Annotated in this window: 19 protein-coding genes; 6 read left to right on the forward strand and 13 right to left on the reverse strand. The window is 58.2% G+C overall.

Annotated features, from left to right (window positions below; translation table 11 throughout):
* The 9 genes from BJ887_RS20395 to ivbL form a co-directional block, all read right to left on the reverse strand.
* Nucleotides 1-453, reverse strand: a complete 453-nt coding sequence (locus tag BJ887_RS20395; protein WP_014167992.1) for a DUF1198 domain-containing protein — start codon at nucleotides 451-453, stop codon at nucleotides 1-3.
* A gap of 186 nt (nucleotides 454-639) precedes the next feature.
* Nucleotides 640-1,644: an alpha/beta fold hydrolase gene (locus BJ887_RS20400; protein WP_121340352.1), complete on the reverse strand. Its 1,005-nt coding sequence runs from the start codon at nucleotides 1,642-1,644 to the stop codon at nucleotides 640-642.
* A gap of 153 nt (nucleotides 1,645-1,797) precedes the next feature.
* Nucleotides 1,798-3,189, reverse strand: coding sequence for a hexose-6-phosphate:phosphate antiporter (uhpT, locus tag BJ887_RS20405; protein WP_020882733.1), 1,392 nt, complete (start codon nucleotides 3,187-3,189; stop codon nucleotides 1,798-1,800).
* A 132-nt stretch (nucleotides 3,190-3,321) separates the two neighbouring features.
* Nucleotides 3,322-4,641, reverse strand: coding sequence for an MFS transporter (locus tag BJ887_RS20410; protein WP_014167989.1), 1,320 nt, complete (start codon nucleotides 4,639-4,641; stop codon nucleotides 3,322-3,324).
* On the reverse strand, nucleotides 4,634-6,139 hold the full coding sequence (gene uhpB / locus BJ887_RS20415; protein WP_025206526.1) for a signal transduction histidine-protein kinase/phosphatase UhpB: 1,506 nt from the start codon (nucleotides 6,137-6,139) through the stop codon (nucleotides 4,634-4,636). Before uhpB ends, BJ887_RS20410 begins: the two co-directional genes overlap by 8 nt.
* Entirely contained in the window at nucleotides 6,136-6,729 is a 594-nt protein-coding gene (gene uhpA, locus BJ887_RS20420) for a transcriptional regulator UhpA (RefSeq protein WP_014167987.1), read from the reverse strand. Before uhpA ends, uhpB begins: the two co-directional genes overlap by 4 nt.
* A gap of 73 nt (nucleotides 6,730-6,802) precedes the next feature.
* The gene (ilvN, locus tag BJ887_RS20425) at nucleotides 6,803-7,090 is read right to left on the reverse strand and encodes an acetolactate synthase small subunit (RefSeq protein ID WP_014167986.1); all 288 of its coding nucleotides are present in this window, start codon (nucleotides 7,088-7,090) and stop codon (nucleotides 6,803-6,805) included.
* A 3-nt stretch (nucleotides 7,091-7,093) separates the two neighbouring features.
* Entirely contained in the window at nucleotides 7,094-8,782 is a 1,689-nt protein-coding gene (ilvB, locus tag BJ887_RS20430; RefSeq protein ID WP_020882735.1) for an acetolactate synthase large subunit, read from the reverse strand.
* A 107-nt stretch (nucleotides 8,783-8,889) separates the two neighbouring features.
* Complete coding sequence (gene ivbL, locus BJ887_RS20435; RefSeq protein WP_071605430.1) at nucleotides 8,890-8,988, reverse strand: ilvB operon leader peptide IvbL; 99 nt, start codon at nucleotides 8,986-8,988, stop codon at nucleotides 8,890-8,892.
* A 524-nt stretch (nucleotides 8,989-9,512) separates the two neighbouring features.
* Between ivbL and tisB the strand changes: the two genes are divergently transcribed.
* From tisB to emrD, 4 genes are all read left to right on the forward strand, one after another.
* Nucleotides 9,513-9,602: a type I toxin-antitoxin system toxin TisB gene (tisB, locus tag BJ887_RS20440; RefSeq protein WP_020684667.1), complete on the forward strand. Its 90-nt coding sequence runs from the start codon at nucleotides 9,513-9,515 to the stop codon at nucleotides 9,600-9,602.
* Nucleotides 9,603-9,666: 64 nt separating this feature from the next.
* Entirely contained in the window at nucleotides 9,667-10,113 is a 447-nt protein-coding gene (locus tag BJ887_RS20445; protein WP_014167984.1) for a GNAT family N-acetyltransferase, read from the forward strand.
* A 62-nt stretch (nucleotides 10,114-10,175) separates the two neighbouring features.
* Nucleotides 10,176-11,009 (forward strand): EamA family transporter, encoded by an 834-nt coding sequence (locus BJ887_RS20450; protein ID WP_025206528.1) that lies wholly within the window; start codon nucleotides 10,176-10,178, stop codon nucleotides 11,007-11,009.
* A 175-nt stretch (nucleotides 11,010-11,184) separates the two neighbouring features.
* Nucleotides 11,185-12,369, forward strand: a complete 1,185-nt coding sequence (emrD, locus tag BJ887_RS20455) for a multidrug efflux MFS transporter EmrD (protein WP_020882737.1) — start codon at nucleotides 11,185-11,187, stop codon at nucleotides 12,367-12,369.
* On the opposite strand, the gene BJ887_RS20460 is transcribed toward emrD, so the two are convergent.
* Nucleotides 12,272-13,360, reverse strand: coding sequence for a cellulase family glycosylhydrolase (locus BJ887_RS20460; protein ID WP_121340353.1), 1,089 nt, complete (start codon nucleotides 13,358-13,360; stop codon nucleotides 12,272-12,274). The genes emrD and BJ887_RS20460 overlap by 98 nt on opposite strands.
* Before the next feature lie 85 nt (nucleotides 13,361-13,445).
* The gene (dsdC, locus tag BJ887_RS20465) at nucleotides 13,446-14,372 is read right to left on the reverse strand and encodes a DNA-binding transcriptional regulator DsdC (protein ID WP_025206531.1); all 927 of its coding nucleotides are present in this window, start codon (nucleotides 14,370-14,372) and stop codon (nucleotides 13,446-13,448) included.
* Nucleotides 14,373-14,575: 203 nt separating this feature from the next.
* On the opposite strand from dsdC, the gene dsdX reads away from it, so the two are divergent.
* Nucleotides 14,576-15,913 carry a D-serine transporter DsdX gene (dsdX, locus tag BJ887_RS20470; RefSeq protein WP_014167979.1) on the forward strand — a complete coding sequence of 446 codons (1,338 nt, stop codon included), beginning with the start codon at nucleotides 14,576-14,578 and terminating at the stop codon, nucleotides 15,911-15,913.
* A gap of 17 nt (nucleotides 15,914-15,930) precedes the next feature.
* Nucleotides 15,931-17,223 (forward strand): D-serine ammonia-lyase, encoded by a 1,293-nt coding sequence (gene dsdA / locus BJ887_RS20475; RefSeq protein ID WP_032680040.1) that lies wholly within the window; start codon nucleotides 15,931-15,933, stop codon nucleotides 17,221-17,223.
* Here the strand turns inward: dsdA and BJ887_RS20480 are convergent.
* Together BJ887_RS20480 and BJ887_RS20485 are read right to left on the reverse strand one after the other, a co-directional pair.
* Nucleotides 17,207-17,554, reverse strand: coding sequence for a DUF202 domain-containing protein (locus BJ887_RS20480; protein WP_014167977.1), 348 nt, complete (start codon nucleotides 17,552-17,554; stop codon nucleotides 17,207-17,209). The genes dsdA and BJ887_RS20480 overlap by 17 nt on opposite strands.
* Nucleotides 17,544-17,891 (reverse strand): YidH family protein, encoded by a 348-nt coding sequence (locus BJ887_RS20485; protein ID WP_020882741.1) that lies wholly within the window; start codon nucleotides 17,889-17,891, stop codon nucleotides 17,544-17,546. The genes BJ887_RS20480 and BJ887_RS20485 overlap by 11 nt, the downstream gene beginning before the upstream one ends.
* Nucleotides 17,892-17,923 lie beyond the last annotated feature (32 nt).

Below are 17,923 nucleotides of genomic sequence, written 5' to 3' on the forward strand. Positions count from 1 at the left end.
TCAATGCAAATAAAACACGCCCTCTTCCGGCAGGAAAAGCTGGTTATAGCGTAACTGGAAGGCGTTTAGCTCCTGCGGATCGGGCTCCATTTCACGCATAAAACCCAGCGTCAGACGGACCTGCGCGTCCGTGATCGGCGCGGCCAGACGGGCTTTACGCAGCATACGGTGCCAGGCAAGCAAATTCTCTTCACTGCCGTCGACAATGCAGACCTGCCAGATCAGCAGCACCTGCGCCGCGTTTTGCAGATGCGCTTCGTCCGGGCGTTCAAGGTAGCGGATAAACTCATTGCCGGGCGTTTTACCGAACTGATCGATCATCGATTCTACAGGAACCGGGGTGATCCCCAGCCGCTCGCTCAGGCGTTTAATTGCGCGACGTGAATCTGAGGTCAGGACCCGAAATCCCACCACAAACACCACGGCAAGCGTTGCCAGCATTATCCAGACCATGCGTTCTCCTCTACGTCAGCCGCTCATCATAGCGGGAAACGCGCGGCGTCGACAGCGGGCAAGGCCATAATAGTGCAGTGAAAAAAGGTGGAAAATCGTTATGAGGGCAGCGCCAGGGATGCTGGCGAGTAGTGCGCGGGAGACAGCCCGCGCAGAACGGGCTGCGGGGCTGTTGCTTTAGACCGGTCAGCGTACCTGCAGCCCTTTCAGCAGCGCGTCATGGAAGCGCTGAGGGTCCTGCATCTGTGGCGCATGGCCCATGTCGTTAAACTCAACCAGCGTCGCATGCGGAATGCGTTTTTCCGTCTCCTTACCTAGTACTGCATAGTTGCCCAGCGTCTTGCGGATCGCCGGCGGGGCGAGGTCTTTCCCGATGGCGGTGTTGTCTTTGGTGCCGATCATCAATAATACCGGCATCTTCAGTTCACCAAATTCGTAGATCACCGGCTGGGTATAAATCATGTCGTAAAGCAGGGCTGAGTTCCAGGCGACACGCGTTTTGCCCGGCCCATTGTTCAGCCCGGCCAGCATCGTCACCCAACGCTCATACTCCGGCGTCCACTCCCCGGCATAGTAGGTATTTTTCTCGTACTGACGAATACCATCGGCGCTGGTTTTAAGTTCACGCTGATACCGCTGATCGACCGTAATATGCGGTACGCCGCGGGCTTTCCAGTCTTCTAAACCAATCGGGTTAACCATCACCAGCTGTTCCACTTCCTGTGGCCACATGAGCGCGTAGCGGGTCGCCAGCATGCCGCCGGTCGAGTGCCCAATAACCGTCACGCGATCGACGTCGAGCTGCTTAAGCAACGCGTGGGTGTTATCCGCCAGCTGCTGGAAGGTGTACTGGTAATGCTCGGGTTTGGTGGATTTACAAAAACCAATCTGGTCTGGTGCCACCACGCGGTATCCGCTGGCGGAAAGCGCGCGGATAGTCCCCTCCCACGTTCCGGCGCAGAAGTTTTTACCGTGCATCAGCACCACGGTGCGACCGTTGGGTTTTTCTGGCTTAACGTCCAGATAGGCCATATCAAGCGGCTGATGTTGCGAGGTAAAGGTGAAATGCTTAACCGGCCAGGCGTAATCAAACCCTTCCAGCTTCTCGCCGTACGTCGGCGCATCCGCCGCCAGGGCGGGGGAGGCAAGCGCCACCAATAGCGCAAGACAGGATAGTCGTCGGTTTACCATGCAAGCTCTCCATAACAAAACGGACAAAAGCCGCGGGGTGCGGCAGCAAAATTAAAATGTAGAGCATTGCAGGGAGCGGGTCTGTAAAGGGGGGTAAAGGTGGGATGTAAAAAAAGCCCGGCGGTCAACCGGGCAAAGAAGTTACCTGCACACTCAGGCTACTTTTAATTTCTGCATCCGATTTTCACGGCGGATCTTACGTTCTTCCAGCACCGCGACCATCGCCATCAGGACGATACAGCCGATGGCGGCGGCATCCAGCGCGGCAAAGGTGCCCGCCCAGCCGGTGAGGCCGAAAATCGGCGTACCGTCGGCGATCATACCCAGACCCAGCTTGGCGAAGCTGTCACCGATCAGGTAGGCGAAGGTGCCTTTAATTCCATCGGCAGCGCCGATCGCTTTTTTCGGTACGAAGCCGACTGCTGCCACGCCGATCAGCAGCTGTGGACCAAACACCAGGAAGCCGAGCGCGAACAGGGACGCCAGGTAAACGTACTGGTTGCTGGCGTGCTGGTAGACGCCGAGCGTGGCGATAATCAGCGCCAGCGCGACGCAGGCCACCAGCGCGCGGCGACCATTGGCGAGGTCCGAGAGCCAGCCCCACAGCAGCGTGCCGACCAGCGCGCCCACTTCGAACAGGGTGAAGCCCTGAATCGCAACTTCTTTGGAGAGCTTCAGCTCCTGGAAGGCATACACGGTCGACCACTGGTCGATGCCGATGCGCACCACGTACAGGAAAATGTTTGAGAAGCACAGCAGCCAGATCACTTTGTTTTTCAGCACGTACTCAACAAAGATCTGCCATTTGGACATCTCGTTTTCTTCGGTCTCTTTGTCCTCTTCGCTGATCTCCTCGCCGAACAGCTCTTCGGCTTTGCCGAGGCCGTACGATTCCGGGGAGTCGCTGCCGTAGCGCAGGCCGATAAAGCCGACAATCAGGGCGATAATCGACGGGAAGATAAACATACCGATCACGTGGCCGTCGAACAGGTAGTTTGCGCCGAACAGCGCCACGCCTGCCGCACCCGCCCCGCCGAGGTTGTGGGAGATGTTCCACATGCCGAGGTACGAACCACGCTTGCGGCGAGGGGTCCATTTGGTGATGGTGGAGTAACTGCACGACCCGCCGGTACTCTGGAAGAAACCGCTCAGGGCGTAGAAGGCGATCATCATGAACAGGCTGACGGAGCCCGCGCCCATGCTGGCGCTGAAGCCGAGCATACAGATGGCGGAGAGGATCAGCATAAACGGCAGGAACTGCTTGGTGTTTTTGCCGTCCGCGTAGTAGGAGACGACGGTTTTACCCACGCCGTAAGTGATGGAGAAGCCCAGGCCAATCATCCCCAGCTGCGTCATGCTCAGCCCGTAGGTTGAGATCATGTCGTTCTGCGCGATGTTAAAGTTTTTGCGGATCAGGTACATGGTCAGGTAGCCGATAAAGACCACCAGGTAAGACTGCATGAACGGTTTGAACCACATTTTACGCCGCACATCGAGCGGCAGATCCAGGGTCGGCTTGCGCACCTGATTTAAGAAGGCCAGCATGATTGGTTTACTCCTGAGCTGATTTTTGCAGCATTGTAAAAACCAGCCGGGAGCGACGCCTGAGACAGCGTCCAGGTGAAACCAGGAAAATTTCTTAGTTTTGCGCCATTCGGGATGAAAAGGTGAAGCACATCACGCTTCGTGTGCCTCGCGCGGCGCCTGCGCATGCAGGAACGGCAGCAACAGCAGGGCCGAAATTCCTGCCGCGATGGCGATCACGGCGAAGAAACCGCTCCAGTGCCAGACGTCGATCACCCGCGCCAGCGGCCAGCCGGAGAGCGAAGCGCCAAGGTAAGCAAACAGCCCGACAAAGCCCGTCGCTGCTCCCGCGGCGTCTTTGTGCGAACACTCCGCCGCCGCCATGCCGATCAGCATCTGCGGGCCAAAGACGAAAAAGCCGGTGGTGAAGAAACACGCCGCCTGCATCACGTAGCTGGCAAACGGCATCAACCATAGCGAACCAACGGAAAGCAAAATCCCGGCGGCGAAGATCAGGTTCATCGGCCCGCGGTTACCGTTGAAGAGCTTATCCGAGCCCCAGCCCGCCACCAGCGCGCCGATAAAGCCGCCCAGCTCGAACATCGTCACCGCCGAGTTGGCGGTCACCAGATCGACGCCCAGGGTTTCGGACATATACAGATTGCCCCAGTCGTTGATCGCCGCACGCACCACGTAGACCAGCACGTAGCAGAGGGAGAGTAACCAGATATAGGGATTTAACAGCACATATTTGGTGAGGATCTCTTTACGCGTCAGCCCTGCACCTTCCTGCTGTTGAGCGACTTCCATCTCGTCGTGCCGCCAGTCGCCTACCGCGGGCAGGCCCACGGTTTGTGGCCTGTCACGCAGTCGCCAGCAAAGAAACAGCCCGGCAACGATCGCCAGCCCGCCGGCAATCATCATTCCCGTGCGCCAGCCGTAGTGCAGCGCCGCCGCCCCGACCACCATCGGAATAAGCGCCCCCCCGACGTTATGCGCCGTGTTCCAGATAGCCCACCAGCCGCCACGCTCGTTGCGCGAGTACCAGGCGGTAAGCAGACGGGCACACACCGGCGCGCCCCATCCCTGGAAAAAGGCGTTCAACGCCCACAGCAGCGCGAAGGCCCATAGCGAGGTGGAGAAGCCAAACAGAATGTTCACCACCCCGGTGGCAATGAGTCCTGAGCCCATAAAATAACGGGCATTCGAGCGGTCGCTGACGATACCGGAGAAGAACTTCGACAGGCCGTAGGTGATGTAAAACAGCGTCGCCAGCAGGCCAATATCGGTGCGTGTCATCACCCCGCTGGCGAGGATTTCCGGCGCGGCGGCGTTGAAACTTTTGCGGGTAAAGTAAAAAAGCGCATACCCCAGCCAGATGGTGATCAGGATATGGCGACGCCAGTAACGATAGCGGGCGTCAATTTCACGTTTATCGTTTAGCGGGGCGGCATTCGCCGGGGTTTTAAACATGCTGACTCCTCAGCGGTAAACTGACGCTGACGCGCGTGCCGTGGGTGCAGGAGATCGTCAGGGTGCCACCCAACGCCTTGACGCGCTCACGCATGCCCGCCAGGCCAAAACCCAGCTGGCCGGAGCCCGGCGGCAGACCGCAGCCATCATCTTCAATCACCAGCATCAGGCGTTCATCCTGTTGCCATCCCTGCAGCGTTACCGCGCTGGCGCTGGCGTGCTTAACAATATTATTCAGCCCTTCCTGACAGACGCGGAACAGCGTGACGCGCTGGCCCTCGCTCAGCAAAGATTCATTGATGCGCCAGTCAAGATGACTGACGATCCCGCGGCTTTCCAGCTCCATCTCGCGCATCAGAGACCGTACCGCCTGCTCAAGCGTAAGATCGTCCAGCTGGCGCGGTCGCAGCCTGCCAAGCAGTCGCCGCACCGAGTCATACACACCAAGAGAGAGCTGTTCGATATGTGCCCCGCCCTGCTTTACGCCAGCGTTTTCGGCCGCCAGACGCTGAACGATGCCTGCCTGAGTGCGAATGGCGGTAATGGTCTGGCCGATGTCATCGTGCAACTCGCGGGCCACCTCCTGCCGGACGCTCTCTTCCGTTTCCAGCAGGCGTTCTGCCAGACGGCGATTACGCGCCAGCTCGGTTTGTAATGAGTGGTTAAGTTCACGCAGGCGCTGAATCCCGGCCCCCAGCAGCAGCCCGGTCAGGCTCTGGGCCAGCAGGGAGAGCAGTAAATCGACGGGGTGATCGTGCCAGGTCTGGCTGGCAATCAGCGCGATAGCGTTCATCAGGGTGGCAATCAGCGCGCCCTGCCAGCCGTAGTGCCACGCGAGGGCGATAATCGGCAACGCCAGGCAAAACGGGGTAAAGCGCGACAGCTCATCGGGCAGGCCAAGCTGCAGCCACAGGCTGATCGCAAACAGCAGCAGATACCAGATAAGATGCCGGGCGCGCCAGTTTACCGGCTGAGAGACCAGCGCCGGTCCGAGCGGCTGCCAGACGGTACTGGTGAGGTAGTGCCAGATAACCAGACAGGTGGGAGCCAGCGTCAGACCGCCGGTCAGCGTCAGCAGAAGGGCGTTAAGCATCTCCTCCTCGCCGGTCCAGGGCAGGGACTGCAACAGCGCGGCGGCAATCAGCGCAGCCCCCTGACGCAGCAGCGTGCGCCAGTCGCGCTGGTGACGATAACGGGAGATCAGCGCCACCGGGATCAGCGTGAGTACGCTGCCCGTCACCAGTAAAGGCAAGTGCGCCAGCGCCACCTCCTGCGCCAGCCAGACCAGCATCAGCCATTCGGCGCCCAGCAGTACCGGCCAGAAACCGCGCGGGCATTGCAGCATCAGCCCCAGACGCAGGCCAAACGGGAAAAGCAGCACCGCCAGCTCCGGGCGTTCAACCAGATGCAGGCTGATGCTCCACAGGCAGAACCAGGCGGCGGAGAAAATGGAAAAACTGGCAGCAACGGCGATCAGCCGTGAAAACAGCGGGTTCATTGCCAGCTGTCGAACATGCGGCGCGCCAGTTCAACGTCATTACTGACGCCGAGTTTTTCCATCAGGTTAGCGCGGTGAACGTGAACGGTTTTTGGCGACAGCCCCAGGTCCACGGCAATCTCTTTCACCGACATCCCCTGTGCCAGTTTTTCTGCCACCTGACGTTCGCGTCGGGTGAGTGGGTCTTGTCGCCCTGCCGCCAGCTTGATGGCGATATCCGGCGTCAGGTAGCACCCGCCGGTGGAGACCGTGCGCACGGCAGCGATCAGTTCGTCCGGGCTGCAGCGCTTGGAAAGAAATCCCCGTGCGCCTGCGTTCAGTGCCTGCTCCACCAGCGCCGGGCTGTCATGGACCGAGAGCATCACGATCGCCATCCCTTTCGGCAACTGGCTCAGCAGCTCGAGTCCGGAGAGATCCGGCATCGAGATATCGCAGATACAGACCTGGACACCGCGCCCGGGCAAACCTGCCAGCGCCTCACGACCGGAGCCGAACTCCGCCACCACCTGAAAATCAGGCTCAAGGTTCAGCAGCTGGGCAAATCCGGAGCGGACGATGAGGTGGTCGTCGATAAGGGCGATGGTGGTCATGGCGCGTTCCTGGCGGGTTAAAAAACGCGCTTACCTTAACGATAAGCGCGTGGGGGTTCAAGCTTTGCGCTATTTACTCGAAGAACACCGCAATTTTGTTAAACATGGTGGGATCGGACTGGTTGCGCACCACTTTCTCGACATCTTCCAGCTTGTCGATCTGCGCAATCATCTGCTCCAGACGCTGATCGTCATTCACCAGTAGCCAGATGCGGCTGTGCTCGCTGCCCTGAATGGGCAGACAGAGGATACCTTCCACGTTAAACGCGCGGCGGGCAAAAAGCCCACAGACGTGCGTCATCACGCCAGGGTGGTTGCGGACGGTGAGTTCCAGAATGACGTTATCATGTTGTTTCTGCATGGCTTATTCCCCCACCATCTCAGTATTTGCCGCACCTGGCGGCACCATCGGGTACACTTTTTGTTCAGGATCGATACGCACGTGGATCAGCGCCGGACCAGGACGAGAAATCGCCGCCTGCAGCGCCGCATGAGGGTCCGCTTCGGCGTTCAAATCGCAGGTATGCAGGCCAAAACCGGCGGCAATCTGCATAAAGTTAATCGTTCCTGGATAGGTCGCGGCAAACACGCCCTGCGTATAGAACAGACTCTGCTGCTGGTGCACCAGCCCCAGCGCCTGGTTGTTCATCAGGATGATTTTCACGTCTAACTGGTTTTCGGCTGCCGTCGCCATTTCCTGAATGTTCATCATCAGGCTACCGTCACCGGAGAAGCAGATCACCTTGCGATCGGGATTGGCCAGCGCCGCGCCCACTGCCGCCGGCAGGCCAAAGCCCATGGTCCCCAGCCCACCCGAGGTCAGCCACTGACGCGGACGGTTCAGCGGGTAGGCCTGGGCGGTCCACATCTGGTGCTGGCCCACGTCGGTGGTGATAATCGCGCTGTCATCAACGCAGGCGGCCACGGCGTTAATCAGCCCGTAATGGCTCAGCGGGTCCCCCTCGGTTGGAATAGCGCCCGGGAACTCTTTTTGCAGATCGGCAACCAGCTGACGCCAGTCGGCGCGATCGGAAGCGTCCGTTTGCGGAATCAATTGCGCCAGCACCTCGGCAACATCACCCTGAATCGCCACGTGCGGCTGCTTGATTTTACCCAGCTCGGCACGGTCGATATCCACATGAATGATTTTGGCGTTCGGGCAGAACTGCTCGGTCTTGCCAATCGCCCGGTCATCAAAACGTGCACCCAGAACAATCAGCAAATCCGCTTCTTGCAGAATGTAGTTCGTGCTGCGCGCGCCGTGCATCCCCAGCATACCCAGCGACAGCGGGTGCGCTTTTGGCAACATACCCAGCGCCATCAGGGTCATGGTGGTGGGCAGGCTGGCTTTCTCTGCGAGCTGGCGTACCGCGTCGGAGGCATTAATCGCCCCGCCACCCAGATAAAGCACCGGGCGTCTGGCGGCGTTAATCATCGCCGCTGCAGCCTGCACGCTCTCTGCGCTGAACTGCGGCGCTGGCGCACGTTCACCCGGCTCCGGCAGCACGTCAATCTCGATCTCTGCGGTCTGAACATCCTTAGGAATGTCTATCCACACCGGGCCGGGACGGCCGGATTGCGCAATACGAAACGCATCGCTGATAACCTGAGGAAGCTCGGCGATATCGCGAACTAAATAGTTATGTTTAGTGATGGGGATAGAGATGCCGTAGGTATCCACTTCCTGAAACGCATCGGTACCGATCATGGAGGACGGCACCTGGCCGGTGATGCAGATCAGTGGAATTGAGTCCAGGCGCGCGTCGGCGATAGCGGTGACCAGGTTAGTCGCACCCGGGCCACTGCAGGCCATACAGACCGCGGGTTTGCCCTGCGTACGCGCCATGCCCTGAGCGATGAAACCCGCGCCCTGCTCGTGACGCGCCAGAACGTGACGAATCTGCGTGCTTTGGCTTAACGCATCATACAGCGGCAGCACCGTGCCGCCCGGGATCCCCGCAACCGTGGTGATGCCCTGTCGTTCCAGCAAATGAACGATTAACTGCGCGCCCGTGAAACGCGTTTTGGTGGATGTTGTGCCCGAACTTGCCATGCTCCAGTCCTTTTCTTCTGAGCCGACTTTCCGGGGAGGGTCCTTAAACGAAAAACCCCGCCCGGTTTGCGCCGGCGGGGTTTTGGATTCGTGTGTTGATCCAGTCCCTACGGCGCATTGCCGACGACCACCACCACACGCACGACGACCACTGCGGCTGGTTGCGCAGTTGCTAGTAGGGTCGAGGTGAACATGGATGCTGTCATTGGGGACCTGTGTTTGGAATCTATTGATAGAATTTATACAAACACAGCTTTTCGGGCATGACAATGGAAATATTTTCATCTGCGCAAAAATGCGTCGAAGATCACGTTTCGTTTGTTGCGTGCGGAAAACAAAAAACCTCGCCTGAGCGAGGTTTTTTTTCAGAGGTTTTGCGGTTGGTCGCCGCAGAACACACTGTGTTACGTCAACGCAAAAAGTATACGCGATCGAAGACGAACGCGCAATTCGGGCACGGATTTTGACGTTTTTGAGTATGGACCGCCTTCTGAATTTTGTCCAAAAAATACTGTTCATGCATACAGTATTTATCTATACTGAGGGTGTTCGCAGTGAGCGAGGGGCCGCAGTTCTACCGGCGCAACGAAGTCCTGGCTGAAACGGGTGGTGCCGTCAGTGCCTTAACCCCCTGAAGTGAGCACACTGTGTTACGTCAATCCAGGTGCTGGTCACAGGCGGCGGAAAGGTACGCCAGCATCGTGCTCCTTTTAACCAAAAGGAGACGCGTATGAGCGTAGTGGATATGGTGATACTTATCCTCAAACTCATTGTTGCTGTACTGCAACTACTTGATGCTGTCCTGAAATACCTTCGGTGATTCAGGTTCAAGTCGCACCTGAGAGGGGCGGGCAACCGCCCCTCTTTAATAACGAGGGAATGCTATGTCGCGTCTGTTAATTGAGCCTGTCACGCCAGAAGAACCTGGCTATATCGCCTTAAAGGCCGAAAGTATTGCATCGAATTTCAACATGCTGCGCCGGCTGGAAGAGAACTGGCAGCGCGGTGAAAACCGTTTTAACGCACCGGGCGAAAAGCTGCTGGGCGCCTTTTTGAACGGCAAGCTGGTGGGCGTATGCGGTCTTAACCGCGATCCCTTTAGCCAGCAGCCGCGCGCCGGCCGCATTCGTCATCTCTACGTCAGCGAGAAGTGCCGCGGGCTGGGCATTGGTAAGCAGCTTCTGACTGTGGTAATGGCCGATGCCAGCATCTGGTTTGATTTTCTCAATACCCACGCGCCGGACGCTGCATACGGGTTTTATCATCAGGCGGGCTTTACGCTGGTCTCGGATGAACCACGGGTCACACACCGTCTGTTTTGCGCGGTGTGACCGGCTGGCAGCATCAGGTGGTGAATGTTACATTTGAGTGACAATTCACCGCCAGATACGCCATGACCATTACCGTCTTCTGCATTTTACTGTTCGCCGCGCTGCTGCATGCCAGCTGGAACGCTATTGTTAAAGCCGGTACAGACAAGCTCTATTCAGCAATCAGCGTTAGCGGTTCCGCCGCGTTTATCGCCCTGGTATTATTGCCCTTCTCCCCACAGCCGTCTGCTGCCAGCTGGCCGTTTTTAGGGGTCTCCTGCGCGCTGCAGGTGGTGTACACGGTGCTGGTTGCAAAGACCTACCAGGTCTCCGATATGAGCCAGACCTATCCGCTGATGCGCGGTACGGCACCGCTGCTGGTGGCATTGATAAGCGTGCTAGTGCTGGGAGATAGCCTGTCATGGCTCGCGTGGTCCGGCATCGCCGTGATCTGCCTGTCGATTCTGGCTATGGCCATGAACGGCCGCATGACGTCGCGTAAGGGGGTCTGGCTTGCACTGCTCAACGCCTGCTTTATCGCCGGGTATACGCTGGTCGATGGCACCGGCGTGCGGTTATCAGACACCGCGCTGGGCTATACGCTGTGGACCTTCTTTATGAATGGCTTCTGCCTGCTCTTGTGGGCGATGATAGCGCGCCGACGGGAAGCCTCCAGATACCTGCGTACGCACTGGAAAAAAGGGCTGCTCGGGGGGATCGGCACCATGGGCTCTTACGGGCTGGCGCTCTGGGCGATGACCCAGGCTCCGCTGGCCGTGGTCGCCGCCCTGCGTGAAACATCCATCCTCTTCGGGGCGCTGATCGCATTTGTGCTGTTAAAAGAGAAGGTTGCGGGCCTGCGTATCGCGGCCGCAGTGGGAATTGCGGGCGGGGCGATCCTGCTGCGCCTGGCATAAATCACTGGCAACATTAGTTGCCGATCTTGTTTACAAATCCTGCCTTTACCCCTTCTGACATTCATCACAGGAATGCTTAATTTGTCATCTCTCTGTGGTAGATTCCTCGCGCATTTATGGGAATGCGTAGTCACTTATTCTTTATTTCTCTCTTTTGGCAAAAGTATTCAGCGACATGAAAAAACACAGGAACGTTAACTTATTGTTGATGCTGGTGTTACTGGTGGCCGTCGGTCAGATGGCGCAAACCATCTACATTCCGGCGATCGCCGATATGGCAAAGGAACTTAACGTCCGCGAGGGCGCAGTACAGAGCGTAATGGCAGCTTATCTGCTGACCTATGGCGTTTCGCAGCTGTTCTATGGACCGCTGTCTGACCGCGTCGGGCGTCGCCCGGTGATTCTGGTTGGTATGTCCATTTTCATGGTGGCGACGGTGATTGCCATTACCACCCATAACCTGACCATATTGATTGCCGCCAGCGCCCTGCAGGGTGTCGGCACCGGCGTCGGAGGGGTGATGGCGCGAACCCTGCCACGCGATCTCTATCAGGGCACCCAGCTCCGCCATGCCAACAGTTTGTTAAATATGGGGATTCTGGTGAGCCCTCTGCTGGCGCCGCTGATTGGTGGCCTGCTCGATACGATGTGGTCCTGGCGTGCCTGCTACGCTTTCCTGCTGGTGCTGTGCGTAATTGTGACCTTCAGCATGGCGCGGTGGATGCCGGAAACCCGGCCAACGGACGCGCCACGCACCCGCCTTATCACCAGCTATAAAACGCTGTTCGGCAACGGCGCGTTTACCTGTTACCTGCTGATGCTGGTTGGTGGCCTGGCGGGTATTGCCGTGTTTGAAGCCTGCTCCGGCGTGCTGCTGGGTGCCGGGCTTGGCCTGAGCAGCATGGTGGTCAGTATCCTGTTTATTCTGCCCATCCCGGCCGCGTTCTTTGGTGCCTGGTTTGCCGGCCGTCAGAACAAGCGTTTCTCAACGCTGATGTGGCAGTCGGTGATCAGCTGCCTGCTGGCAGGTCTGATGATGTGGATCCCGGGACTGTTTGGCGTGATGACCGTCTGGACGCTGCTGATCCCGGCGGCGCTGTTCTTCTTCGGCGCGGGGATGCTGTTCCCGCTCGCCACCAGCGGCGCAATGGAGCCGTTCCCGTTCCTCGCAGGCACGGCGGGCGCACTGGTGGGGGGACTGCAGAACATCGGTTCCGGCGCGCTGGCCTGGCTCTCGGCGATGATGCCGCAAACTGGCCAGGCTAGTCTGGGGTTGCTGATGACGCTGATGGGGCTGCTGATTTTACTGTGCTGGCTGCCGCTGGCGTCGCGTGTTCCCCATCACGAGCAGCCGGTTTAACCGCATGATGGCCCGGCTTCTCGCCGGGCTTTTCACAAACAGGCGCGATCATGGCCTGCAGCAACGGCTCTGGCGCAGGACGCCAGGCGCCCTCTTCCCCGTCGTAAAACTGAATATCCGCGTTGATAGCGTAGGGAATGTTGGCCTTTTGCAGTTCGCAGGCCATAAACGAGGCAAACGCCATTTGCGATGGGGTTGGGGTGAAGTGATCTGATTCACCCACGCCCCAGCCGCCCACCCAGCTGACGTGACCGGTTTTTTGCTGCCAGTGCAGCGCGGTCGCAATGCGATTATGGATAGCCGCTTTCTCCGCCACCGTCCCGGACGTCCACGGATATTTACCGTTACTCTTTAGCGGGCCCCACGGGAAAATGTGCCACTCCGCCAGCAGATAATTTTGGCTGTGCGCCGGGAGTTTCAGGCTGGAGAGGTCCTCTGGCGCAGCCCGCAGACGTGGCGCGATGAAGATCATGCGATTAGCATCAATTGCATGAATGTCTTTGACGGTTTTCTCGTAAACCCGGTTAAGCGATGCGGCGTTATGGTTGAGCTTGTCCGCCGGTTCATAAATCAGGTCAAAACCCAGCAGGGGATAGCTTTGGCCGAAGTAGTGCGCCACGGCAATCCACCAGTTAATCACCTCTTTTTCCGTCTCGGCTTTCGGGTCGTTTTTATATTCATCGGCCTGATAAGCGATAATCGGGATCACCCCGTATTGCTCGCAGGCTTCCACCAGCTTACGCAGATGAATCAGCCGCGCTTCCGTCGGTTCATCGGCCACGCGGATACGCACATGGCTGATACCCTTCGCACGAAAATCGCGAACCACCAGCGGATCGAACTCCCGAATGCCGCGCTCGGTGCGCGCCCAGTCCACGTCCATCCCCACGCCCAGCTTTTGCGCATAAAGCGCAGCCGTCAGCGGTGGCTCAGCGGCAATCACCCAGCCGGAAGAGAACAGTAACGCAGTGGCAATCAAAGGCTTTAACACGGTGTACCTTGCGAGAAATCAAAAGCATTACCTGTATTTAGCACGCTTTTTCACATTTGGTGTAGCGCCAAAGCGTAATAATTCTTCAGCCAGCCAGTTCTCTCAGCCAGCTAATAAAGGCATCAATTTTCGGCCACTGTCGTCCTGGCAGGGTCGACATGTAGTAATGCTGATGGCATTTAAGCGTTTTCTCCCCAAACGGTGCAATCAACTCACCGCGTTCGAGCCGCTTTTGTACCAGCCGTTTTCGCCCCATCGCGACCCCGACATGGTTCATTGCCGCGACAATCGCTAAATCAGAACGATCGAAGCCAATGCCCGATGATGATGGCATGTTCACTGCAAAATGTGCCGCCCAGCTGAGCCATTCGTCGGTACCGGAATCGTTGCTCCAGGCCTGGCGATCGTGCAGGAGCGTACAGTGGCTGAGGTGGGCGGGGTTTTTCAGCAGGTCATGTTCCCGGGCATACGCCGGCGAGCAGACGGGTAAAATCGCCTCGTCCATCAGGAAGTGATGCGTCAAATTGGCTGGCGGCGTATCGTCGAAATAGAGCGCCAGATCGATACCGGTTCGCTGCATATTGACGTTTTCATTGCCGGTCAGGATGGTCAGCGAGATCGCGGGATAACGCCGGGTGAAATCTCCGAGCATAGGCACCAGCCAGCATTGGGCAATCGACGGGCGAGAGTAAACCGTCAACGTGCCGGACAGCGCCTGATTCTTGATATCCAGGATCTCCTGGTTCAACGTATCCAGCGACGATTTCAGCGTCCAGTAGACGCGTTTCCCCTCCTGCGTCAGCTCCACTTTACGGTGGGAGCGGACAAACAGCGCTATCCCTAACTCCTCTTCCAGCAGGTTGATACGGTGACTCACCGCACTGGGGCTGAGCGACAGCTCCTCCGCCGCCAGCGCGAAGGACTCGTGGCGGGCGGCCACTTCAAACGTATACATTTTTGACAGTTGCCAGCCGTTTAACAGCCGGTTTCGACCTTCATTTGCGTCATTCATCGCACTTCTCACACGGACTTTGCTGCTCAGAATACCGCTCAAAGTTGAATTTATGTGAACCAAATACGCATTAAGTGCGCTTTTTTGAGTCCAGTCACGCGTTTGATCCAATCTGGCTCACCTGAAAGGCAATTTATATCGTTTGTCAGCACCCGCTGATTTTTCGTCCAATACCCGTAAATAACATAAGGGTGAGGTGAGATATGGGTGCTCAGGTCTGGGTTGTGGCGACGCTGCTCATCAGCATCGCGTTAATCGTATTAACTATCGTAAAACTGAAGTTTCACCCGTTCCTGGCGCTGCTGCTGGCGAGCTTTTTTGTCGGTGCCATGATGGGAATGCGCCCGCTGGACATGGTGAATGCCATTGAAAGCGGTATTGGCGGCACGCTCGGCTTCCTGGCGGCGGTGATTGGGCTTGGCACCATCCTCGGCAAAATGATGGAGGTGTCCGGTGCGGCAGAACGCATTGGGATAGCGCTTCAGCGTTGCCGCTGGCTGTCAGCCGATGTCATCATGGTACTGGTGGGGCTTATCTGCGGCATTACGCTGTTTGTTGAAGTCGGCGTCGTCCTGCTGATCCCGCTGGCCTTCTCCATCGCCAAAAAGACCCATACCTCGCTGCTGAAGCTGGCCATTCCCCTCTGTACCGCGCTGATGGCGGTGCACTGCGTGGTTCCGCCGCACCCGGCTGCCCTGTTTGTCACGAATAAGCTGGGGGCGGACGTGGGGACGGTTATTGTCTACGGTCTGATGGTTGGCCTGCTGGCCTCACTGGTTGGCGGCCCGCTGTTCCTGAAATTGCTGGGCGATCGCCTGCCCTTCAAAGCCGTTCCGGCTGAATTTTCTGACCTCAACGTTCGTGAAGAACATACGCTGCCCTCGCTGGGAGCCACGCTGTTTACCGTGCTGCTGCCCATCGGCCTGATGCTGGTGAAGACCCTCGCCGAGCTGAATATGGCAAGAGAAGGCACGCTGTATACGCTGCTGGAATTTATCGGTAACCCGATCACCGCCATGTTCATCGCCGTGTTCGTCGCCTATTACCTGCTGGGGCTGCGCCAGCATATGGGGATGGGTACGATGCTGACCCATACCGAGCATGGCTTTGGCGCCATCGCCAACATTCTGTTGATAATCGGCGCGGGCGGCGCGTTTAACGCCATCCTTAAAACCAGCGGCCTGGCCGATACCCTGGCGCACATTCTGTCGAACCTGAATATGCACCCGATCCTGCTCGCGTGGCTGGTGGCGCTGGTTCTGCACGCGGCGGTGGGGTCGGCCACGGTGGCGATGATGGGCGCAACTGCCATCGTCGCACCCATGCTGCCGCTCTATCCCAACGTCAGTCCGGAGATCATCACCATTGCCATCGGTTCCGGTGCCATTGGCTGCACGATCGTGACCGATTCCCTCTTCTGGCTGGTGAAGCAGTACTGCGGTGCCAGCCTGAATGAGACCCTGAAGTACTATACGACGGCGACGTTTATCGCCTCGGTACTTGCACTTGGCAGCACATTCCTGCTTTCTTTCATTATCTGAGCGCGAAGAGACGTACTATGGAAAACGCAACTATCAGCACCTTAACCGCACAGTTCCCTCTGATTGAGGATCTGATTGCCCTGAAAGAGACCACCTGGCTAAACCCGCGCACCACCTCGCTTGCTGAAGGGTTGCCGTATGTCGGGCTGAGCAAAGCCGATGTGGACGACGCGCATGCACGCCTTAACCGCTTTGCGCCGTATCTGGCAAAAGCGTTCCCCGAAACGGCGGCCACGCAGGGGATTATCGAGTCCGAGCTGGTGGCTATCCCGGCGATGCAGAAAAGGCTGGAGAACGAATCGGGGGTGGCCATTCCCGGCACGCTGCTGCTGAAAAAAGACAGTCATCTGCCTATCTCTGGCTCCATCAAAGCGCGCGGGGGCATCTATGAAGTGCTGACTCACGCCGAAAAACTGGCGCTGGAAGCAGGGTTGCTGAGCGTCGAAGACGATTACAGCATCCTGCTGGAACCGCGTTTTAAAGCGTTCTTCAGCCAGTACAGTATCGCGGTGGGATCCACCGGCAACCTCGGGATGTCCATTGGCATCATGAGCGCGCGCATCGGCTTTCAGGTTACGGTGCACATGTCTGCCGATGCCCGTGAGTGGAAAAAAGCCAAACTGCGTAGCCACGGTGTGATCGTCGTTGAATATGAGCAGGATTACGGCGTGGCGGTGGAGCAAGGACGTAAGGCCGCGGAGAGCGATCCGAACTGTTTCTTTATCGACGATGAGAACTCCCGCACGCTGTTCCTCGGCTATGCGGTGGCAGGCGAGCGGCTAAAAGCGCAGTTTGCCGCGCAGGGCCGCGTGGTGGATGCGGAACATCCGCTGTACGTCTATTTACCCTGTGGCGTCGGTGGCGGCCCTGGCGGCGTGGCGTTTGGCCTGAAGCTGGCCTTTGGCGATAACGTACACTGTTTCTTCGCCGAGCCGACGCACTCCCCGTGCATGCTGCTGGGGGTCTACACCGGACTGCATGATGCCATCGCCGTGCAGGATCTGGGTATCGACAACGTGACGGCCGCCGACGGGCTGGCGGTTGGACGTGCGTCTGGCTTTGTGGGCCGGGCGATGGAGCGGCTGCTTGACGGGTTCTATACCCTTTCCGATCAAAGCATGTACGACATGCTCGGCTGGCTGGCGCAGGAAGAAGGCATTCGCCTTGAGCCGTCGGCGCTGGCGGGCATGGCCGGGCCGCTGCGTGTTCCTGTCGCATCCGCGAACGCGACCCATCTGGTCTGGGCAACCGGCGGCGGAATGGTGCCGGAAGACGAGATGGCGAAGTACCTGGCTAAAGGGAAAAAATAAACTGCAGATGGGTGACCGCAAACAGCAGTGACAACGACAGCACCGCGAGGGCGATCAGGAACTTATCGCGCACCGCCTTCGGCTGTACAAAATCGTCCTGCGTCACATCCATTACGTTGCGACTGCGGGTATAGCGCCACAAAACGATCGCCACAAGCGCCAGCACGACCAGTGAGATCCAGAATGGCACGCCTGTGCGATGCCAGTTGTGCTTGATGGCGAGGGCAATCAGCGCGCCATACCCCAGTAACGTACGCAGCCAGGCCAGCGACGTCCGCTCCGGCTGCAGGCCGGGGTCGGCTTCGCGTCGCGCTTTGCGGTTATCCACCATACAACACCAGCACCATCACCACACCCGCTACCGCCAGCAAAATCATGCTGATGATGAGTAACCCACGCGTATACGGGAGATCCTGCTTGAGCCGCATCGCCTTTTCGTTACGCAGCCAACGCAGGTAGCCGTAAATGGCCAGCACACCGGCAAACAGGCACAGCAGCAACGCCAGCACTTCGCGGATCAGCGGCGTGGCAAAATCAGGCGCGAGCTGGTCAAGCCCCACACCCGCGGCGAGAAAGCCCAACGCGGTGCGGATCCATGCGAGGAACGTACGCTCATTAGCCAGCGAGAAGCGGTAGTCAGGGGCTTCACCGAGGCGAGAAATTTTCATGAAGATTCCTTGTCTGCTACAGGCAGGTTCCA

It is taken from the genome of Enterobacter sp. WPR_3_1 (assembly GCF_003635055.1).
Taxonomy (GTDB): domain Bacteria; phylum Pseudomonadota; class Gammaproteobacteria; order Enterobacterales; family Enterobacteriaceae; genus Enterobacter; species Enterobacter ludwigii.